At 65.9% G+C, this 17855-nt stretch carries 20 protein-coding genes and 1 tRNA gene; 17 read left to right on the top strand and 4 right to left on the bottom strand.

All coding sequences use genetic code 11. The annotated features are described in order from the left end of the window. Nucleotides 1-21 precede the first annotated feature (21 nt). From TZ00_RS13860 to TZ00_RS13915, 12 genes are all read left to right on the top strand, one after another. Nucleotides 22-363: a helix-turn-helix domain-containing protein gene (locus TZ00_RS13860; RefSeq protein WP_044442554.1), complete on the top strand. Its 342-nt coding sequence runs from the start codon at nucleotides 22-24 to the stop codon at nucleotides 361-363. After that, entirely contained in the window at nucleotides 350-1594 is a 1245-nt protein-coding gene (locus TZ00_RS13865) for a type II toxin-antitoxin system HipA family toxin (RefSeq protein ID WP_044442555.1), read from the top strand. Before TZ00_RS13860 ends, TZ00_RS13865 begins: the two co-directional genes overlap by 14 nt. Then, nucleotides 1591-2298 carry a helix-turn-helix transcriptional regulator gene (locus TZ00_RS13870; RefSeq protein ID WP_044442556.1) on the top strand — a complete coding sequence of 236 codons (708 nt, stop codon included), beginning with the start codon at nucleotides 1591-1593 and terminating at the stop codon, nucleotides 2296-2298. Before TZ00_RS13865 ends, TZ00_RS13870 begins: the two co-directional genes overlap by 4 nt. Before the next feature lie 75 nt (nucleotides 2299-2373). Continuing rightward, entirely contained in the window at nucleotides 2374-2748 is a 375-nt protein-coding gene (locus TZ00_RS13875; protein ID WP_044442557.1) for a VOC family protein, read from the top strand. Between the two features lie 69 nt (nucleotides 2749-2817). Continuing rightward, nucleotides 2818-3531, top strand: coding sequence for a demethylmenaquinone methyltransferase (locus TZ00_RS13880; protein ID WP_044442558.1), 714 nt, complete (start codon nucleotides 2818-2820; stop codon nucleotides 3529-3531). A gap of 9 nt (nucleotides 3532-3540) precedes the next feature. Further along, a complete protein-coding gene (locus TZ00_RS13885; RefSeq protein WP_078713131.1) occupies nucleotides 3541-4659 on the top strand; it encodes a polyprenyl synthetase family protein in 1119 nt (372 codons plus the stop codon). 16 nt (nucleotides 4660-4675) lie between these two features. Then, complete coding sequence (locus TZ00_RS13890; RefSeq protein ID WP_044442559.1) at nucleotides 4676-6028, top strand: FAD-dependent oxidoreductase; 1353 nt, start codon at nucleotides 4676-4678, stop codon at nucleotides 6026-6028. A 77-nt stretch (nucleotides 6029-6105) separates the two neighbouring features. Further along, the gene (locus TZ00_RS13895) at nucleotides 6106-7659 is read left to right on the top strand and encodes a L,D-transpeptidase family protein (protein WP_052521589.1); all 1554 of its coding nucleotides are present in this window, start codon (nucleotides 6106-6108) and stop codon (nucleotides 7657-7659) included. Nucleotides 7660-7714: 55 nt separating this feature from the next. Next, a complete protein-coding gene (locus TZ00_RS13900; protein ID WP_044442561.1) occupies nucleotides 7715-8725 on the top strand; it encodes a FecCD family ABC transporter permease in 1011 nt (336 codons plus the stop codon). Continuing rightward, entirely contained in the window at nucleotides 8722-9783 is a 1062-nt protein-coding gene (locus TZ00_RS13905) for a FecCD family ABC transporter permease (protein ID WP_044442563.1), read from the top strand. Before TZ00_RS13900 ends, TZ00_RS13905 begins: the two co-directional genes overlap by 4 nt. Continuing rightward, complete coding sequence (locus TZ00_RS13910) at nucleotides 9780-10580, top strand: ABC transporter ATP-binding protein (protein ID WP_044442564.1); 801 nt, start codon at nucleotides 9780-9782, stop codon at nucleotides 10578-10580. Before TZ00_RS13905 ends, TZ00_RS13910 begins: the two co-directional genes overlap by 4 nt. A gap of 88 nt (nucleotides 10581-10668) precedes the next feature. Beyond that, entirely contained in the window at nucleotides 10669-11661 is a 993-nt protein-coding gene (locus TZ00_RS13915) for an iron-siderophore ABC transporter substrate-binding protein (RefSeq protein ID WP_044442565.1), read from the top strand. 86 nt (nucleotides 11662-11747) lie between these two features. On the opposite strand, the gene TZ00_RS13920 is transcribed toward TZ00_RS13915, so the two are convergent. Then, nucleotides 11748-12446 (bottom strand): NUDIX domain-containing protein, encoded by a 699-nt coding sequence (locus TZ00_RS13920; RefSeq protein ID WP_238579694.1) that lies wholly within the window; start codon nucleotides 12444-12446, stop codon nucleotides 11748-11750. An 11-nt stretch (nucleotides 12447-12457) separates the two neighbouring features. Beyond that, entirely contained in the window at nucleotides 12458-12946 is a 489-nt protein-coding gene (locus tag TZ00_RS13925) for a YajQ family cyclic di-GMP-binding protein (protein ID WP_044442566.1), read from the bottom strand. 132 nt (nucleotides 12947-13078) lie between these two features. On the opposite strand from TZ00_RS13925, the gene TZ00_RS13930 reads away from it, so the two are divergent. Both TZ00_RS13930 and TZ00_RS13935 read left to right on the top strand, forming a co-directional pair. Further along, nucleotides 13079-13810 carry a lytic transglycosylase domain-containing protein gene (locus TZ00_RS13930; RefSeq protein ID WP_152631208.1) on the top strand — a complete coding sequence of 244 codons (732 nt, stop codon included), beginning with the start codon at nucleotides 13079-13081 and terminating at the stop codon, nucleotides 13808-13810. A 76-nt stretch (nucleotides 13811-13886) separates the two neighbouring features. Continuing rightward, nucleotides 13887-13968, top strand: a tRNA-Tyr gene (locus tag TZ00_RS13935). A 75-nt stretch (nucleotides 13969-14043) separates the two neighbouring features. Here the strand turns inward: TZ00_RS13935 and TZ00_RS13940 are convergent. Continuing rightward, the gene (locus tag TZ00_RS13940) at nucleotides 14044-15009 is read right to left on the bottom strand and encodes a quinone oxidoreductase family protein (RefSeq protein WP_044442568.1); all 966 of its coding nucleotides are present in this window, start codon (nucleotides 15007-15009) and stop codon (nucleotides 14044-14046) included. 72 nt (nucleotides 15010-15081) lie between these two features. Between TZ00_RS13940 and TZ00_RS13945 the strand changes: the two genes are divergently transcribed. Continuing rightward, nucleotides 15082-15534 carry a MarR family winged helix-turn-helix transcriptional regulator gene (locus tag TZ00_RS13945; RefSeq protein WP_202965860.1) on the top strand — a complete coding sequence of 151 codons (453 nt, stop codon included), beginning with the start codon at nucleotides 15082-15084 and terminating at the stop codon, nucleotides 15532-15534. A gap of 108 nt (nucleotides 15535-15642) precedes the next feature. Next, nucleotides 15643-16398 (top strand): alpha/beta fold hydrolase, encoded by a 756-nt coding sequence (locus TZ00_RS13950; protein ID WP_084606160.1) that lies wholly within the window; start codon nucleotides 15643-15645, stop codon nucleotides 16396-16398. Between the two features lie 12 nt (nucleotides 16399-16410). On the opposite strand, the gene TZ00_RS13955 is transcribed toward TZ00_RS13950, so the two are convergent. Further along, a complete protein-coding gene (locus TZ00_RS13955; RefSeq protein WP_044442574.1) occupies nucleotides 16411-17226 on the bottom strand; it encodes an MBL fold metallo-hydrolase in 816 nt (271 codons plus the stop codon). A gap of 86 nt (nucleotides 17227-17312) precedes the next feature. On the opposite strand from TZ00_RS13955, the gene soxR reads away from it, so the two are divergent. After that, nucleotides 17313-17807, top strand: coding sequence for a redox-sensitive transcriptional activator SoxR (gene soxR / locus TZ00_RS13960; RefSeq protein WP_044442767.1), 495 nt, complete (start codon nucleotides 17313-17315; stop codon nucleotides 17805-17807). The last annotated feature ends 48 nt before the right edge of the window (nucleotides 17808-17855 follow it).

Raw genomic sequence — 17855 nt, forward strand, 5'->3', positions numbered from 1 at the left:
CTCAATATAAGGAGTTTTCACATGGCGAAACGCACTGTGCCGCTGCGACCGCATGTGCAGGACGCGCTATCCATCTGGGGGCAACTCATCAGGCAGGGTCGAGGCGAACGGGCATGGACTGCCAAAGACCTCGCTGGGCGGGCGAACGTCTCGGAGCGGACAGTGCTCTCGGCCGAGGCTGGCAACTCCGGAACGGCAGTCGGCACGATGATAGACCTCGCAGATCTGGTTGGTGTCCACCTCTTCGGAATCGAAGACCGCTCCGAAATGGCGATTCGTCGACGGCGCGGCGAGGAGATGCTGGCACTGCTTCCAAGCCGTGTTCGTCGGTCACGGGGCAGAGGCAGTGATGACGATTTCTGATGAGCTGTATGTGTGGACCTGGCTGCCCGGCCACACCGAGCCCGTCCTCGCCGGAAGAGTGAATCAGGCGGGACCACTTGTCACGTTCATATACGCGCTGAGGTACCGGAGTCGGCCGGATGCCATCAGCCTGTTCGCCCCAGAGCTGCCGCTTCGGCCGGGCGTACAGGAGCCTGCGGACGGGTTGAGGATCGCCGGCGTTCTAAGGGATGGGAGTCCAGACCGATGGGGCCGCGGAGTCATCGAGCGTCGGCGGGGTGTTGTGCCGAACTCTCTCAGCGAAATCGACTACATGCTGAGCTCGAGTTCGAATCGCTTCGGAGCGTTGGACTTTCAGGTCGATCGTGAGAGCTACACGCCTCGCGACGAGTCGGCCACTCTCGATGAACTGCATCGAGCGGCCATGATCCTCGATGAAGGCGGAGAGCTCTCGTCGGCGCTCGATGTGGCTCTGCTTCACGGTACGAGCCTTGGGGGCGCGCGTCCGAAGGCGACGCTGACTGACGACGACGGAACCGAGTGGCTCGCCAAGTTCTCGTCGTCGGATGATCGAACGTTCTCGGTGGTGAACGCCGAGGCCGCGATGCTCGCGCTCGCGCGCATGGCCGGTATGAACGTGCCCGACAGCAAGGTCGTCTCATCCCTCGGCAAGGATGTTCTCCTTGTCGAAAGGTTCGACCGAGACGGCGCAGGCGGACGGCGCCACGTGGTTTCCGGTCTGACAATGGCCCAGACCGACGAGATGTACGCCCGTTATGTGTCCTACCCGCAAATCCTTGATGTGCTCCGTCTATACGCAAAGGACGCAACGTTGCCGGGGCCAGAGTTGTTCAGGCGTATCGCCTTGAACATCGCTATCAGTAACAACGACGACCATGCCCGGAATCATGCGGCTTTCTGGGATGGAACACACCTGGAACTGACTCCGTTGTATGACCTCGCTCCTGGGCAGAGGTCTGGCGACACATTCACGCAGGCGATGCCGTACGGCCGAGGGGAGCGCGGAGCCAAAGTCTCCAACTTCGCCGCGCTCTTGCGGGAGTCGGAGACCTACGGACTCAGCGCCGCCGACGGCCGAGAAATCATAGATTGCCTTGTGTCGGGCATTCGTGAGAACTGGGATGCAGCGGCCGAGGTTGCGCGTCTGACCGCAGCAGACAAGAAGAAGCTACGCGATAGGCAGGTACTGCCGAGGGCCGCGTTCTTCGACTACGAACCGAAGCTCCTGTGAACCGTACCGACCGTCTCTACGCACTTGTCGAGGAGCTTCGCGCGGTCGCACCACGACCGAGGAGTGCCCGCTGGCTCGCCCAACGGTTCGAGGTCAGTTCTCGAACCATTGAACGAGACCTGTCGGCGCTTCAGCAGAGCGGTGTGCCCATCTGGGCTGAACCGGGTCGCACCGGAGGCTACTGCCTTGACGCGTCGCACACTCTTGCGCCACTCGGCCTCACCGTCGACGAAGCGCTCGCCGTCACGATCTCGCTCGAGATGCTTGCGACGAGCCCCTTTCGTGACGCGGCGAGGTCGGCGCTGCGCAAAGTGGTTGCCGTTATGAACGACCGACACCTCGCGGAGACCGTCGAACTGGCGGCACGAGTGCTTCTTCTGACGGATGGACCCGTGGCTGAGTCGCCCGTCGATCTTGCGGCCGCCCTCCGCGCAGGGCACGTGCTTCGCATTGCCTATGCAGACAAGGCGGGTACGCGCACAACTCGCGACATCGAACCGATGGGCTGTGTCGCACGCGGTCAGCATTGGTATCTCGTCGCCTGGTGCCGTGATCGCGAGGGCATTCGAGCCTTTCGCGGAGACCGGATTGTGAGCGCAGAAGCTACCGGCGAGATTCCGGTCCGACGCGCCCTCCGCGTCGAGGACCTCGACGTCTCATTCGGTGAACTGCGCACCATCACGACGAATGAAGCGAACCTCTAAACACCGACAGGACGGTGTCGCCGAGGAGCACCAGCATGGAGACGTCGAGCCGACCGGCGCGACGGAAAGGCCATCATGAACCTCGCATCCATTCGCATCATCACCGACGACGTCGACCGTCTCGTCGAATTCTACGAGACCGTCACGGGCGCGACCGCCGCTCGGCCGGCGCCCGTGTTCGCCGAATTCCGAACCGAGACGGGCACGTTCGCCATCGCGAGCAGCGCGACCGTCGCCATGCTCGAAGACAGCGCCCCGAAACCCGGACCCGACGGCTCGATCATCGTCGAGTTCATGGTCACCGACGTCGACGCGGAATTCGACCGGCTTCGAGGCGTGATCGACGACCTTGTGCTCGCGCCGACGACGATGCCGTGGGGCAATCGTTCGACGCTGTTCCGCGATCCGGACGGAAACCTCGTTAACCTGTTCTCGCGGCCGATCGCCTGAACTCGAGGTCCGCGCTGCACAGCTGGTCAATCCCAGCCGCCATGCGGGCAGCGCAACTACACTGGACGAGTGAATAAGGCAGACCTTACTAAAAAGCCCCAGGCGGTCTCCGCGATGTTCGACCAGGTCTCCACGCACTACGACCGCACGAACGCGGTTCTCTCTGTGGGCAACGACCAGCTGTGGCGCGCGGCCACGGTGCGTGCCGTCGACCCCCGGCCCGGCGATCGCATCCTCGACCTCGCCGCGGGAACGGGAACATCGAGCGCCGCGCTGGCCGCAAAGGGCGCCCACGTGGTCGCCGCCGACTTCTCGCCCGGCATGATCGAGGTCGGCAAGCGCCAGCAGGCGGGCAACCGCAACGTCGAATTCGTGCAGGCCGATGGCATGGATCTGCCGTTCGCCGATGACGAGTTCGATGCCGTCACGATCTCGTTCGGGCTGCGCAACATCGTCGACCCTCACGTGGCGTTGAAAGAGCTGTACCGGGTCACCAAGCCGGGCGGTCGCATCGTCATCTGCGAGTTCTCGAAGCCTCCGGCCAAGCTTGTGCGCACCGGCTATTTCACGTACCTCAACAAGGTCATGCCCACCCTCGTGAAGCTTGCCTCGTCGAACGCCGAGGCCTACGACTACCTCGGCGATTCGATCAAGGCCTGGCCAGACCAGAAAACCCTGGCCGAATGGATGCGCGTGGCCGGGTTCTCGAGGGTCGCGTACAAGAACCTGAGCCTCGGCATCGTCGCCCTGCATCGGGGCATCAAGCCCCGCACGGGTCAGTAGGCTGAACCCGTGACCCCGAAAACACCCGTTGCAGGCACGCGCGCGCCCGCAGGCAAGGCCCGGCGCACCCAGAGCCTCTCGTCGTCGCTCAATCTGCACGACCGCCTCTTCTCGACCAGTCGCGACCGCGAGGTGGCGCGCGCCGTCGACGACGGCATCGAGCGCCTCGAAGCGAGGCTGTTCGCCGAGGTCAAGTTCAGCGACGAGCTCGCCGATGTGGCTGCACGCTACCTGCTCGAGGCCGGCGGCAAGCGAGTGCGGCCCATTCTGGCCATGCTCACGGCTCAGCTCGGCGACGGCGTGACCGATGAGGTCATCATGGCCGGCGCATCCATCGAGCTCACCCACCTCGCTTCGCTCTACCACGACGATGTTATGGACTCGGCTCCCGTGAGGCGCGGGGTTCCGACGGCGCAGAACGTATGGGGCAACTCCATCGCGATTCTCGTGGGCGATCTGCTCTTCGCACGCGCATCGAAACTGCTCTCCATTCTGGGAGAGCGCGCGATCCAGCTTCAGGCCGACACCTTCGAGCGTTTGTGTCTGGGCCAGCTGCGCGAGACGATCGGCCCCAAAGACAACGAGAACCCCATCGAGCACTACCTGCAGGTGCTGAGCGACAAGACGGGGTCACTCATCGCCGCTTCGGCCCAGATGGGTGTGATCTTCTCGAACGCCCCCACCGAGTACGAGCAGCCCGTGATCGAGTTCGGCGAGAAGATCGGCGTCGCGTTCCAGCTCATCGACGACGTGCTCGACATGTCGCCGCCCGTCGAAGACGGCACCACGCAGCCCACGGGCAAGAAGGCCGGAACCGACGTGCGCGCGGGCGTGGTCACGCTTCCCGTTCTCTACCTGCGCAAGCGCGCCAAGCGCAGCGCGGAGGCCGCGGCCCTGCTCAAGCGCATCGATGCGGTCGCCACGGCGAAGCCCGGCGACAAGGTCGACGAGGCCGCCGTCGATGCCGTGATCGCCGAATTGCGCGCGCATCCGGTGACCAAGGCCACGATCGACGAGGCCCACGGTTGGGCCCGCGGCGCCGTCGATGCTCTCGCTCCTCTTCCAGACGGAACTGTCAAGAAGACCCTCACCCGATTCGCCGACACTGTGGTGGATCGAACAAATTAAGGAAACACCTCCCTCCATGACCACGTTGCGACTGGCCATCGTCGGAGCCGGCCCTGCCGGCATCTACGCTGCCGACCTTCTGATCAAGGCCGAACGTCACTTCGACGTCTCGATCGACCTCTTCGAGCACCTCCCCGCTCCCTACGGACTCGTTCGCTACGGCGTCGCCCCCGACCACCCGCGCATCAAGGGCATCATCACCGCCCTGCGCGAGGTGCTCGACCGCGGAGACATCCGCTTCTTCGGCAATGTTCGCTACGGCGTCGATGTGACGCTCGACGACCTCAAGAAGCACTACAATGCGGTGATCTTCGCCACTGGCGCCATCACCGACGCCCCGCTGGCGATTCCGGGCATCGAGCTCGAGGGCTCGTACGGCGCCGCCGACTTCGTGAGCTGGTTCGACGGCCACCCGGATGTTCCGCGCACCTGGCCGCTCACCGCTGCGTCGGTCGCCGTGATCGGCAACGGCAACGTCGCGCTCGACGTGTCGCGCATCCTGGCGAAGCACGCTGACGATCTGCTGCCCACCGAGATCCCCGACAACGTCTACGAGATCCTCAAGTCGTCGCCCGTCACCGATGTGCACGTCTTCGGTCGTCGCGGCCCCGCGCAGGTCAAGTTCACGCCGCTCGAGCTGCGCGAACTCGGGGAGATGAACGACGTCGACATGATCGTCTACGACGAGGACTTCGAGCTCGACGAGGCATCGAAAGCCGCCATCGCCAGCAACAAGCAGGTTTTTGTCATTAACAAGGTGCTGAACCAGTGGCGCGAGCGCCCGGTGGGCGAGGCCTCGCGCCGCCTGCACCTGCACTTCTACGCGAAGCCGCTCGAGATCACATCGGATGCCGATGGCCGGGTCGCGTCGATCCGGTACGAGCGCACGCGGCCCGATGGCGCAGGCAGTGTCGAGGGAACAGGCGAGATCCGCGAGATCGAGATCCAGGCCATTTACAGGGCCGTCGGCTATTTCGGATCGCCGCTCCCCGACATCCCGTTCGACGAGCGCCACGGCGTGATCCCCAACCACGAGGGCCAGGCGTTGGCCGACGACAACTCGGTTCTTCCGGGCGTCTACGCCACCGGTTGGATCAAGCGCGGCCCGGTGGGCCTCATCGGCCACACCAAGTCCGACGCCATGGAGACCATCCAGCACGTTGTGAACGACCAGGCCAGCTGGTGGACGCCGTCGCACCCAGATGAGCAGAGCATCATCGATCTGCTCGCCTCTCGCGGAGTCGAGTTCACGACCATCGACGGCTGGCATCAGCTCGACCAGCACGAGCTCGCGCTCGGCGAGGCCGAGGGTCGGCTGCGCAAGAAGGTCGTGCCGCGCGACGAGATGATCCGGGTCTCGAACGCCTGACGCACTATTGTTACCGGCCTAATCAGACTCGTGACGTAGCATGTGTGCAGTGAGTTCTCTGAGACGGCGGTGAAAACGTGACTGAACTGGCTCCCGCTCCGAGCGCGCTGGAGGCATCCATCGCGCCAGAGACGTCCGTCGCGCCCGACACGTCTGTTGTGTCCGAGGCGTCCGCCGCCCCTCAGACGACCAGATGGGTTCTCCCCGAGCCGACGAAGAAGAAGAAGCGTCACCTGGGGCTCTGGATCGGTATTCCTGCGGTTGTGGCCGTGGTCTCGCTGGTCGCCGCATCGCTCGTCTTGATTGCCCCCGGAACGACCGCCGCCGGCGTGAATGTCGGCGGAATGACCGTCGGTGCCGCATCCGATGCCGTGAGCCAGCGGCTCGCCAACACCACCCTCGTCATCACCGGGCTTGACGGCGACACGGTCAAGCGCGGCGCCCAGCCCGGGGCGAGCGTCGTGAACGCGCCGAAGGAAGGTGCGGCAACCGAGCTCAAGGGCGCCGACCTGGGTGCGTCGGTCGACGCGCAGGCGCTCGCCGAGAAGGCACACTCGCAGAATCCGCTGTGGAACGTGACCGCGTGGAACGCGAAGACGGCTGTCACGCCGACCGTCGAGCTCGACGAGAAGACAGCGACAGCGGCACTGCGCAAGGTCGCTCCCCGTCTCTTCGTCGACCCGGTGAACGCGACCATGGCGTTCGACGCAGCGACGGCCTCCTATGTCGTCACGCCCGCCGTCGACGGCACCGGCGTTGACCTCGATTCGGTCCGCGCTGCGCTGCAAGACGCCCTTGTCTCGGGTAAATCCAGTGTCGAGGTCGCGGCGACCCCCACGGTCGTGCCTGCATCCGCCTCGACCGAGGCTGTCACCGCTACTGCTACAGAACTGAACACGATCCTCGACAGCGCCGGCTTCTATGTGGGCCAGGAGCGCACGGTGCCGATCGATCGCACGGTCGTGGCATCCTGGATCACTCTTTCCACGAACGACGACGGCACATACAGCTACACCGCAAACAAGGCGGCGATCCAGAAGATCGTCGATACTCTGCCGGCGGCTGTCAATCGCGACGCGGTCAACGGCGTCGAGATCACCGACACAGAGGGCACAACGCTCGACACCATTTCCGCCGGCGCCGATGGCCGCGCACTGGGCGACACCAGTGGTGTCGCAGCCGCTTACGCGACGCAGCTGGCCGCGGGCGACCCGGCGTTCGTCCTTCCGGTGACCGTCACCCCCGCTCAGATCACGAAGACGTCGCGCAATATCGTCGTCAACCTGAGCGAGCAGCGCGAGTACCTGTTCGAGAACGGCCAGGTCATCGACAGCTTCCTGATCTCGTCGGGTGTGCCCGGGCACGATTCGCACACGGGAAGCTTTCGCATCACGGCGAAGCTGACCTCGCAGAACATGGGCAACCCAGACCTCACCCAGGCACCCAACTACTACACACAGAACGTTCCAGACGTTATGTATTACAACGGCGACGAGGCTCTCCACGGGGCCTATTGGCACAACAACTTCGGCAACGTCATGAGCCACGGCTGCATCAACATGCCGCTCGACAAGGCCGCCAACGTCTTCGACTGGGCTCCGATGGGAACCGAAGTCACCGTCACCTACTGACGATTCGCCCGCCCGTTCTCAGAGAGCGGCTCGGGCCGACTGTCATACTTAGGTAATGCTTACCTTCACCCGGCTCGCGACGAGGATCCTGGGTTTCATCGCCCTGCTCGTCGTGGTGCTTCTCGCGGTGGGGGCGAGCCTCCTTCTCGGCAGCCGTTCGATCGACGTGGCCGCCGTGCTCGATGCCGTGTTCTCGCGCGGCACGAAGGGGGTCGAGCAGATGGTGGTGCTCGACCTGCGCGTTCCCCGCACGGTCATCGGGCTCGTGGCGGGGGCGGCTCTCGGACTCGCGGGGGCTCTAATGCAGGGCCTCACGCGAAACCCGCTCGCCGACCCCGGTCTCCTCGGGGTGAATGCCGGGGCTTCGCTCGCGGTCGTCACGGCCATCGCCTTCTTCGGCGTCACCGCTCCGTCGGGCTATATCTGGTTCGCGTTCGGGGGAGCCGCCCTGGCTGCGACGCTGGTGTACGCGGTGGCCTCGGGCCGCACGGGCCCTTCCCCGCTCAGCCTCACCCTCGCGGGCGCAGCCACGACGGCCGTGCTCACGTCATTCATCACGCTGATCCTGCTGCGCGATCTCGACACCCTCGCGCAGTACCGGTTCTGGTCTGTCGGCTCGCTGGTGGGCAGAGACGTGTCTACGGTCGCCACCCTGGCGCCGTTCCTGGTCGTGGGGGCGGCGACCGCGCTGCTGCTCGGGCGCAGCCTCAACTCGCTCGCGCTCGGAGACGATGTCGCTCGAGGGCTCGGCCAGCGGGTGGGACTCACCCGCATCGTCGCGGGCGTCGCCATCATCTTCCTCTGCGGCTCGGCGACGTCGCTGGCGGGGCCGCTCGTCTTCGTCGGACTCGTCGTGCCGCACATCGTGCGTCGCTTCGTGGGCGCCGACTATCGCTGGATTCTGCTCTGGTCGATGCCTCTCGGGGCCGCGCTGCTCGTCATCGCCGACACCATCGGACGCCTCATCTCCCCGCCCTCCGAGGTCGAGGCCGGCATCGTGGTCGCGCTCATCGGCGCGCCGGTGCTGATCGCCCTCGTCCGCGGAAACAAGGCGGTGACCCGATGAGCGTGCTGGACCACGGCCGGCCGCCGGCTGACGATCTCGCGCTGGTGGCCGTCGCGCGCCGGGCCGGGCGCATCCGGACTCTCGTCATCGCCGCCGTGCTGCTTGCTGCGCTCGCCGCCCTCGCCATCGTCGCGCTGATGCTCGGCGATCGGGTCGTCGCTCCGGGCGACGTGCTCACCACGCTGCTGGGTGGGGGCAGCGGCGGCGACCGCTTCGTCATCCTCGGCCTGCGGGTGCCACGGCTCCTCCTCGGGCTCATGGTGGGCGCGGCGTTCGGGCTGGCGGGCGCGGTCTTCCAGAGTCTGCTCGGCAACCCGTTGGCGAGCCCAGACATCATCGGCATCTCGCAGGGCGCGAGCGCGGCGGCAGTCGCTGCGATCCTGCTGGCCGGCTGGAGCGGCCTCGCCGTCTCGTTCGCCGCGTTCGGTGGCGCCGTGCTGGTGGCGGGCCTCATCACGGTGCTCGCGGCCCGGCACGGAGTGGCCGGCTCTCGGTTCGTGCTCGTCGGCATCGCTCTCGCCTTTCTCGCCCAGGCGGTGATCGGGTACATGCTGACCCGGTCGGATGTGCGCGACGCTCAGTCCGCCCTGGTCTGGTTGGTCGGCAGCCTCGGAACCGTCACCTCGGAGGAGCTGACGAGCACGGCCGTCGGTCTTGTCGTGCTCGTCGTGGCGCTCGCCGCGGTGTCGCCCCGGCTGCGGATGCTGCAGCTCGGCGACGAGGCCGCCGCCGGTCTCGGTGTGCGCGTCACCCCGGCGCGGCTCGTCATCACCCTGATCGCGGTTGGGCTGGCGGCCGTCGCCACGGCTGCCGCGGGGCCCGTCGTGTTCGTCGCCTTCGTTTCTGCGCCCATCGCGCGTCGTCTCCTCGGCGGAACCGGCCCCGCCCTCGTCGTCAGCGCGCTCGTCGGGGCGCTCGTCGTCACGGGCTCCGATCTGATCGCCCAGCACGCCGTCTCGAATCTCCAGGTGCCGGTGGGCATCGTGACGGGGATCGTGGGCGCCCCGGTTCTGCTACTTCTGCTGGCCCGCAGCAATCGATCGAGAGGAACAGCATGACGTCTCATGAATTGCGAGCGGATGGTCTTGCTCTCGGCTACGACGGACGTCGCGTCGTCGAGGGCCTCGACGCCGTCATCCCAGACGGGCGCGTGACCGTGATCGTGGGTCCGAACGCCTGCGGCAAGTCGACGCTGCTGCGCTCGTTCGCGCGGCTGCTGCGCCCGGAGGCGGGTGTCGTGACGCTCGATGGAACGGACGTGCACCGCTACCCCAGCAAGCAGCTCGCGACCGTGCTCGGTCTGCTTCCTCAGCAGCCCATCGCTCCCGATGGCATCACCGTGGCCGACCTGGTGGGTCGCGGACGGTTTCCTCGACAGGGCCTGTTCCGTCAGTGGACAGCCGAGGATTCGGCCGCCGTCGCCGAGGCGCTGCGATCGACCGACACGGTGGATCTGGCCGACCGGCGCATCGACGAACTGTCGGGAGGTCAGCGGCAGCGGGTGTGGATCGCCATGGCCCTGGCGCAGCAGACCGACATCCTGCTGCTCGACGAACCCACGACCTTCCTCGACGTGACTCACCAGATCGAGGTCCTCGACCTGCTGCACGAGCTCAATCGCGAGCGGGGCACCACGGTGGTGATGGTGCTGCACGACCTCAATCTGGCTGCTCGCTACGCCGACCACCTCGTCGTGATGTCGGCCGGAAAGATCGTGGCGGAGGGCGCACCGGGTGACGTGATCTCGGTCGATACCGTGGGCACCGCTTTCGGCCTCGAGGCCATGATCATCGACGACCCGATCAGCCACTCGCCCATGGTCATACCGATGGGGCGGTTTCACCAGGGGCTGTGAGTGGCGCGAGGGGGCCAGGTCAGCTTAGGCTTACCTAACAACCCCGAACCCTCGCATCACCATTGGAGATCTCCCCTTGCCTCGAAGAATGAAACTCGCCGCGCTCGCAGCGACGACTCTCACCGCAGCGCTGCTGCTGGCCGGCTGCAGCACCGCCGCCTCCGACTCCTCGACCGACTCCGCGTCGGCCGGAGGCGCGACCATCGAGCACGCGTTCGGTGAGACGACGGTGCCGGCCAACCCGAAGAACGTGGTGACGCTCGGCTGGGGCAGCACCGACGCATCCATCGCCCTCGGCGTGATCCCCAAGGCCATTCCGTTCGACTCCTACGCGGGCGACAAAGACGGCGTGCTGCCCTGGGTGAAAGACGCGATCGAGAAGGATGGCGCCGCCATGCCGACGATCCTCCCCGACTCGCCCGACGAACCGCCGTACGAGGCGATCGCCGCCGCAGACCCCGACGTCATTCTGGCCGTCTACTCGGGCATCACCGACGAGCAGTACAAGAAGCTCTCGGAGATCGCACCGACCGTCGCGTACCCCGATCAGGCGTGGAGCACGCCGTGGCGCGACGTCGTCACCACCGTGGGCACCGCCCTCGGCAAGAGCGACGAGGCCAAGACGGTTCTCTCGGACATCGACACGCAGATCGCGCAGAAGGCGTCCGAGCACCCCGAGTTCAAGGGCAAGACCCTCGCCGCCGTGGCCGATAGCTCGGGCACGTTCTACGTCTACAAGAAGAACGATCCCCGCGTGGGCTTCATGTTCGACCTCGGCTTCACGAACGCACCCGCGGTCGACGAGCTGGCGAATGGCGACGGCACGTTCTTCTACACGCTCAGCTACGAGCAGCTCGACAAGCTGCAGGCCGATGTCGTGCTGAACTACGCGACCACGCAGCCCGAGGCCGACACGTTCACCAGCTCGCCTCAGACGTCGGTGATCCCGGCCGTCGCTGCCGGGCACGCCGCGCAGCTGGTGGGGGCGCAGAACATCTCCGCCGTCTCGCCGCCTACCGCGCTGTCGCTGCCGTGGGGACTCGACAACCTCGTCGACACCCTGGCCGCCGCCACCAAGTAGCGCCGGCACGAACGCAATTCAGGAGGAGAGGCTCACCGTCGCCACAGTGGCGTTGGTGAGTCTCCCCTCCTGAATTCGTTACGGCGTCAGCGTGCGAATGGTCCGCGCAGTGCGGCCCACTGCAGCAGCATGATCGTCTTCGCGTCGATGATGTCGACTCCGATGCGATCGAGCGCCTCGTCGAAGTCGATTTCGAGCAGCTCGATCTCTTCGCCCTCGTCGGCGAGCCCGCCACCGGCATCCGCTCGGGTATCGGGCGAATAGGGCGCGGCGAAGAAGAAGAGCTTCTCGGTGACCGAGCCGGGGCTCATGTACGCCTCGAAGACCGGGCTCACCTCGCCGATCTCGTGGCCTGTCTCTTCGCGCGCCTCGCGCCGGATGGCGGTGAGCGGGTCGTCGTCATCGAGCAGGCCCGCGGCCGCCTCGATGAGATTGCCGTCTGGATGCCCGTTCACGTAGGCCGGGTAGCGGAACTGACGGGCCAGCAGCACCGTGCGCTGCGCGACGGAGTAGAGCAGGATCGTTGCTCCGTTGCCCCGATCGTAGGTCTCTCGATGCTGCGTCTCCCACACGCCGTCTGCTCGCTGATACTCGAGCGTGTTGGCGCGGAACACATGCCAATTCGACGAGAGCAGGCGCACGTCTGCGACGCGCACGCGGGGATTGCCGCTCAGGTCGCGGCCGGTCTGGTCGAGACCGGTGCGACCCCGGGCGTCAGGAACGTCGACGCCGGGAACTCCCGCGGGCTGCTGGGCGGTGGCCGGCGTGCCGGCATCCATCACCATGTGCCCGCCGATCAGCGGAAGTTGATGAACTGCAGGGCCACGTCGAGATCGGCGCCCTTGAGCAGCGCCATGGTGGCCTGCAGGTCGTCGCGGCTCTTCGACGAGACGCGCAGCTCGTCGCCCTGGATCTGGCTCTTGACGCCCTTGGGGGCCTCGTCTCGGATGAGCTTCGAGATCTTCTTGGCGGCCTCTTGCTCGATGCCGTTCTTCATGGATGCCTCGAGTCGGTACTCCTTGCCGGACGCGTAGGGCTCGCCCACGTCGAGGCTGCGCAGCGAGATTCCGCGCTTGATGAGCTTGGCCTCGAATACCTCGAGGATCGCCTTCACGCGCTCGGGGGAGTTGGCCTTCATCAGAACCTTCTCGCCGCTCCACTCGATGGAGGCGCCGATGTTCTTGAAGTCGTAGCGCTGCTCCACCTCTTTGTGCGCCTGATTGAGGGCGTTGTCCGCCTCCATCTTGTCGACCTTGCTGACTACGTCGAAGCTTGAATCTGCCATGCGCACCAGTTTAGCTTCGAGCCGTGGCGCCGAACGCGGGTGTTCTCGCCGAGCGCGCAGGCGCGGCCACTGCGTTGGGCGAGAACACCCGCGCTCGCTGCCGTGTCAGACCCCATCCGTACACTGGGGGCCGTGCGTCGTTCCCTTCTCCTCGTTCCTGCTCTCGCAGTCGCGCTAGTCCTTCCCGGGTGCACGACGTCACCCGAGCCGAGCGAACCCGAGACGGCAGAGGCTCCGGCTAAGGCCACGCCCGAGGCCGCCATCGCTCCTGTCGTCGAGCCCTGGGCGGGTCTGCCCACCCTGGTCGACGCCGACTGGGCGGCGAAGGCGGCCGCGGCCACCGGCATCCCGGATCGCGCCATGCTGGCGTACGGCGGCGCCGCGGTCTACGTGGCCAACCAGAACCCGGGCTGCAACCTCGGGTGGAACACGCTGGCGGGCATCGGCGAGATGGAGAGCCACCACGGCACCATCGACGGCTCGTCGATCGGCGCCGATGGGCTCGTCACCCCGCCCATTCTCGGCATCGCTCTCGACGGGTCGAGCACGAACGAGATCCCAGACAGCGATCAGGGCGCCATCGACGGTGACGCCACGTGGGATCGCGCGGTCGGCCCGCTCCAGTTCATTCCCGACAGCTGGCGCAACTGGGGCGCAGACGGTTCGGGTGACGGAAAGGTCGATCCGCAGAACTTCGACGACGCGGTGCTCGCCACGGCCAACTATCTCTGCCACGCCGGCGGAGACCTCTCGGTGCCCGACAACTGGCGCATGGCGATCGCGGCATACAACGATGCGGCGCCCTATGCGGTGGGGGTCTCGGAGTACGCTATCCGCTATTCGAACGACCTCGCGACGGGCTGATTTCGCCGACGGCGTGAAGGCGGGTAATGTGTACACGCGCCTTCGGTTGTGTGTTTCACGTGGTCGGGTGCGCCCTGGCAAGTTACCCAAGCGGCCAAAGGGATCTGACTGTAAATCAGCCGTCTTAGACTTCGGGGGTTCGAATCCCTCACTTGCCACCGCGTGATTCGTAGAGACATCTGCCTCACACGAATCGCGAGATATCGCAGAATGAGCCCGGCCGCCGGCGGGGCTCATTCATTTCCCCGCGACGGCGTGAAGACGACGCGATCTGTTGTTTCGGCGGATCGGTTCCACTCGGTCTCCACATCGTGAAGCGGCACCGAGCGGGCACCTATGGTGAACGCGTCGCTGGTCACCGCCTCGGCAAGGCTCTCGAGTTCCGAGACGATGTCGCGCGTCGAGACAGAACCCTGACCGCTGCCGATGAGGTGCAGGTTCGTGGCGCGGAGCGCTGCGGAGGGGATCGCGGACTCGACGCCGGCAACCGATCCGATCTGAATCCAACTCAGCGTCTGATCGTCGTCTGCGCGGCGCGGAATGATCGCGGAGAGCGCATCGTGAGTGGGTGTGCCCCACAGGTAGTCGAGCACGACGTCGACCCGTTCTCCCGCTTCTCCGAGAGCGGCGGTGACGGACTGTGCGTTTTCGTCGAGTGACACGATCGAATCGGCGCCGAGCCCCTTTAGTCTGTCTGCTCCCCGACCGACCGCGATGACGCGAGCGGCGCCGAGATGCTTCGCCACCTGTATTGCCAGTCGTCCGGCGTTGCCCGTCGCCCCGAGGATCATCACGCTCTGGCCTGCCGGCATATCGATACGGCGGCGGAGTGCGATCCAGGACGACATCGCCGGGTTCATCGCGGCCGCGATCTGGATGGGGTCGGCTGCCGACGGGATCGCCACGCTGCGCCGTCGATCGATCACCGTCTGCTCGGCCATCGAGCCGAGAGCCGTGTCGGGGAGGATGAAGTAACGCAACTCGCCGTCGGCGGCACGGCCGACCCCATCGATTCCCGGCACGAGGGGAACCTCGCCGATGCTGGTGTAGTGCGACCCATCGGCCTGTGACCTCACTCGGGGGTGCAGGCCCGTGGCGACGACCTCGACGATCTCTTCATGCGGCCCGAGCTCGGTCGGCAGTGGGAACTGGTCGAATCGGGGCGCTTGACCGAAACGGGAGACGACGGCGGCTTTCATGACTACTCCTTGATATGGTTGGTTATACGAACCAATATAGTTTGTAATACATACCAATTCAAGGAGATGTGTGTGACCGCTCGTGAGCAGGAAGGCAATGCGATCGGGGCGACGGACGAGCTGGTCGACGCCTTGGCCCAGACCGCATTCGTGACTATGGGCGCATTGACCCGGCTCGCATCCGACAATGACCTGTCGTTGACGCAGCTCCGGGTGCTCGCCATCCTCCGGGATCGGCGTCTGCGCATGACCGATCTGGTTGCATACCTCGGTCTGGAGAAGTCGACGCTCACCGGTCTCGTCGCGCGTGCCGAAGCCCGGGGGCTGGTCGTGCGCGTGGCCAATCCCGACGATAGACGTGTCGTCGACGTCACGCTCACCGACGAGGGACACGTCATGGCAGCGCGACTCACGAAAGATCTGGCGGGCTATCTCGATCCCCTCGTCTCATCGCTGAAGAATGGCGAGCAGAGAGCGCTTCGCGAGCTGCTCGTGACGGCCCTGCGGACGACGCCCACGGCATAGCGGGTGAGTGTCGACCAGCACGGCGTGAGTGCACAGCACGCCGCCGATTGTTGGCAGACTGGTCGCGTGAACTCACTTGTGCCGGATGCGCCCCGTGCGCAGAAGATCATGTCGTCTGATGGGCTGCAGTTGGCGACCTATGACTTTGGCGATGCGGATGCGCCGACCGTTCTTGCGGTGCATGGCTTCGCCTCGAGTGCACTCGTGAACTGGCACGCGACGGGGTGGACCCGTGACCTCACTCGCGCGGGCTACCGGGTGATCGCCCTTGACCAGAGAGGGCACGGAGAGAGCGACAAGCCGCACGACCCGTCCGCCTATTCGATGGAACAGCTCGTCGCCGATCTGGTCGTGGTGATGGACACCTATCTGATCGACGAGGCAGTCTATGCGGGCTACTCGCTAGGCGCGCGGGTCGGCTGGCAGGCCGCGCTCGATCTACCGGGGCGCATCACACGGGCTGTTCTCGGCGGAATCCCCGACGGTCAGCCGCTCACGCGACTGCGCACGAACGAGGCCAGGGCGTTCATCGAGACCGGCGCCGAGGTCGAGGATCGGATCACCCGCGCCTACGTGACGATGGCCTCCGCCATCCCGGGCAACGATCTCGAGGCCCTGATGAGCCTTGTCGACGGCATGCGTGACGGCATCCAGCCCGACCCGTCGCATCCACCGCTGCAGCCCGTGCTGTTCGCGACGGGCAGCGACGACGCGATCCTCGAGCGCTCGCGCTCGCTCTCGGAGGCGACTCCGAACGGGGTGTTCTACGAGATCCCCGGTCGAAACCACTTCAACGCGCCCACGTCGCGCCATTTCCGCACCGCAGCGATCGAGTTTCTGCGTGCCCAGACCCACGGCATGTAGACCGCCCCTCTGTCACTCGGGATTCTCGTCTCGGAGCCAGCTGATGTACCGCGCGAGTGACTGCTGCACGATGTGGTGGGCATCGTGGCGCAGTTCCCCGAAGGCGCTGTACATACGATCGAACGCCAGGGCATCGGCCTGATCCTTGATCCTGCGGACGGCACGTTCCGGGAGGGGGATGTTGTTCACGAAGCTTCGCATCACGTTGGCTGATTTTCGATCAGCGCCGACCGCGATCGTGTCGCCGGTCAGCAGGACGCCTCGCCCCTCTGCGCCGGCTGGCCAATGCACGACACTGCTGCCGGCGAAGTGTCCGCCGCACTCGTACATCGTGAGGCCGGGAAGCAGCTCCACTCGCTTTTCCCACAAAACGATCGTGTCGTCGGGCCTTCGGATCCATTCCCGGTCCTTCTCTGCCACGTACACCGGTGCGCGGTCGAACGCCTGGCTCCACTGGATCGAGGATCCGGTGAGATGCGGATGGCTGGACGCGATCACCGCGACCCCGCCCAAGGCGCGAACGGCCTCCACCGCAGTCTGGTCGAGGAAGCCCGGCGGTTCGAAGAGCAGGTTGCCGGCCGTGGTCTGCACCAGAAGGCCCCGCTGGCCGATGCCGAGTTCGGGAACCGTGGTCACCGCGAATAGGCCGGGTTCGAGGGGCGACACCGCGATTCGGACGCCCCGTTCGGCGAGTTCATCGCGTGTGGTCCACTGCTGCCCTCCGGCCGGCACAAATTGGCGCTCGTCGGAGCAGATCGCGCAGTGGTCGGGCGGGCTGACGGTGTCTCGATGCTCGATCGCGCAGGTCGCGCAGGTCCAGATGGTCATGTCTTCCTCTCGGTCAGATGCCTGGAACCGATCCAACATGCTCAAGTCCACTTGAGGTCAAGTCGACGATGCGTGAGAGTGGGCTGATGCACCACATCGCCCCGTACGATCTGCTTTCCATCGGCGAGACGGCGGCGCGCGCGGGGGTGAGTGTGCCCGCATTGCGCTATTACGAGGAGAGACGTCTGATCCGGGCCATCCGTGAACCCGGTGGCCGCCGAATGTTCCCTCGGCATATCCTCCGGCGGCTGGCCGTGATCGCCGCCGGTCAACGCGTCGGCATGAGTCTCGAGCAGATCGGGGTCGCGCTATCAGGGCTGCCGGAAGATCGCGCCCCAAACCAGCGGGAGTGGCGCGCAATGGGCGAGCGGTGGGCTCAGCTTCTCGCATCGCGAATCCGCGAGCTCGAGGTTCTGCAGAGCGACCTCGACGGCTGCATCGGATGCGGCTGTCTTTCGCTCGGGCGGTGCACCCTCTTTAATCCCGGTGACGAGGCGCAGCACGAGGGGCCGGGCAGCAGGTGGCTCAGACGTGCTGTCGGCTCGCGCCGCGCCGCATCCGCTCAAGCGCACGAGGAATAGCCACCTGTGCCGCCGCCTCGCGCTATGCCACAGGCAGCCTCGCCAGAT

The organism is Agreia bicolorata, from assembly GCF_000938265.1.
In the GTDB taxonomy this organism is placed as follows: Bacteria; Actinomycetota; Actinomycetes; order Actinomycetales; family Microbacteriaceae; genus Agreia; species Agreia bicolorata.

Coding starts and splice junctions, on each gene's coding strand:
- soxR (WP_044442767.1), top strand. CDS start 17,313: ATGCACCACATCGCCCCGTACGATCTGCTTTCCATCGGCGAGACGGCG.
- TZ00_RS13920 (WP_238579694.1), bottom strand. CDS start 12,446: ATGGTGATGGATGCCGGCACGCCGGCCACCGCCCAGCAGCCCGCGGGA.
- TZ00_RS13925 (WP_044442566.1), bottom strand. CDS start 12,946: ATGGCAGATTCAAGCTTCGACGTAGTCAGCAAGGTCGACAAGATGGAG.
- TZ00_RS13905 (WP_044442563.1), top strand. CDS start 8,722: ATGAGCGTGCTGGACCACGGCCGGCCGCCGGCTGACGATCTCGCGCTG.
- TZ00_RS13860 (WP_044442554.1), top strand. CDS start 22: ATGGCGAAACGCACTGTGCCGCTGCGACCGCATGTGCAGGACGCGCTA.
- TZ00_RS13875 (WP_044442557.1), top strand. CDS start 2,374: ATGAACCTCGCATCCATTCGCATCATCACCGACGACGTCGACCGTCTC.
- TZ00_RS13915 (WP_044442565.1), top strand. CDS start 10,669: ATGAAACTCGCCGCGCTCGCAGCGACGACTCTCACCGCAGCGCTGCTG.
- TZ00_RS13910 (WP_044442564.1), top strand. CDS start 9,780: ATGACGTCTCATGAATTGCGAGCGGATGGTCTTGCTCTCGGCTACGAC.
- TZ00_RS13865 (WP_044442555.1), top strand. CDS start 350: ATGACGATTTCTGATGAGCTGTATGTGTGGACCTGGCTGCCCGGCCAC.
- TZ00_RS13955 (WP_044442574.1), bottom strand. CDS start 17,226: ATGACCATCTGGACCTGCGCGACCTGCGCGATCGAGCATCGAGACACC.
- TZ00_RS13890 (WP_044442559.1), top strand. CDS start 4,676: ATGACCACGTTGCGACTGGCCATCGTCGGAGCCGGCCCTGCCGGCATC.
- TZ00_RS13950 (WP_084606160.1), top strand. CDS start 15,643: ATGTCGTCTGATGGGCTGCAGTTGGCGACCTATGACTTTGGCGATGCG.
- TZ00_RS13940 (WP_044442568.1), bottom strand. CDS start 15,009: ATGAAAGCCGCCGTCGTCTCCCGTTTCGGTCAAGCGCCCCGATTCGAC.
- TZ00_RS13900 (WP_044442561.1), top strand. CDS start 7,715: ATGCTTACCTTCACCCGGCTCGCGACGAGGATCCTGGGTTTCATCGCC.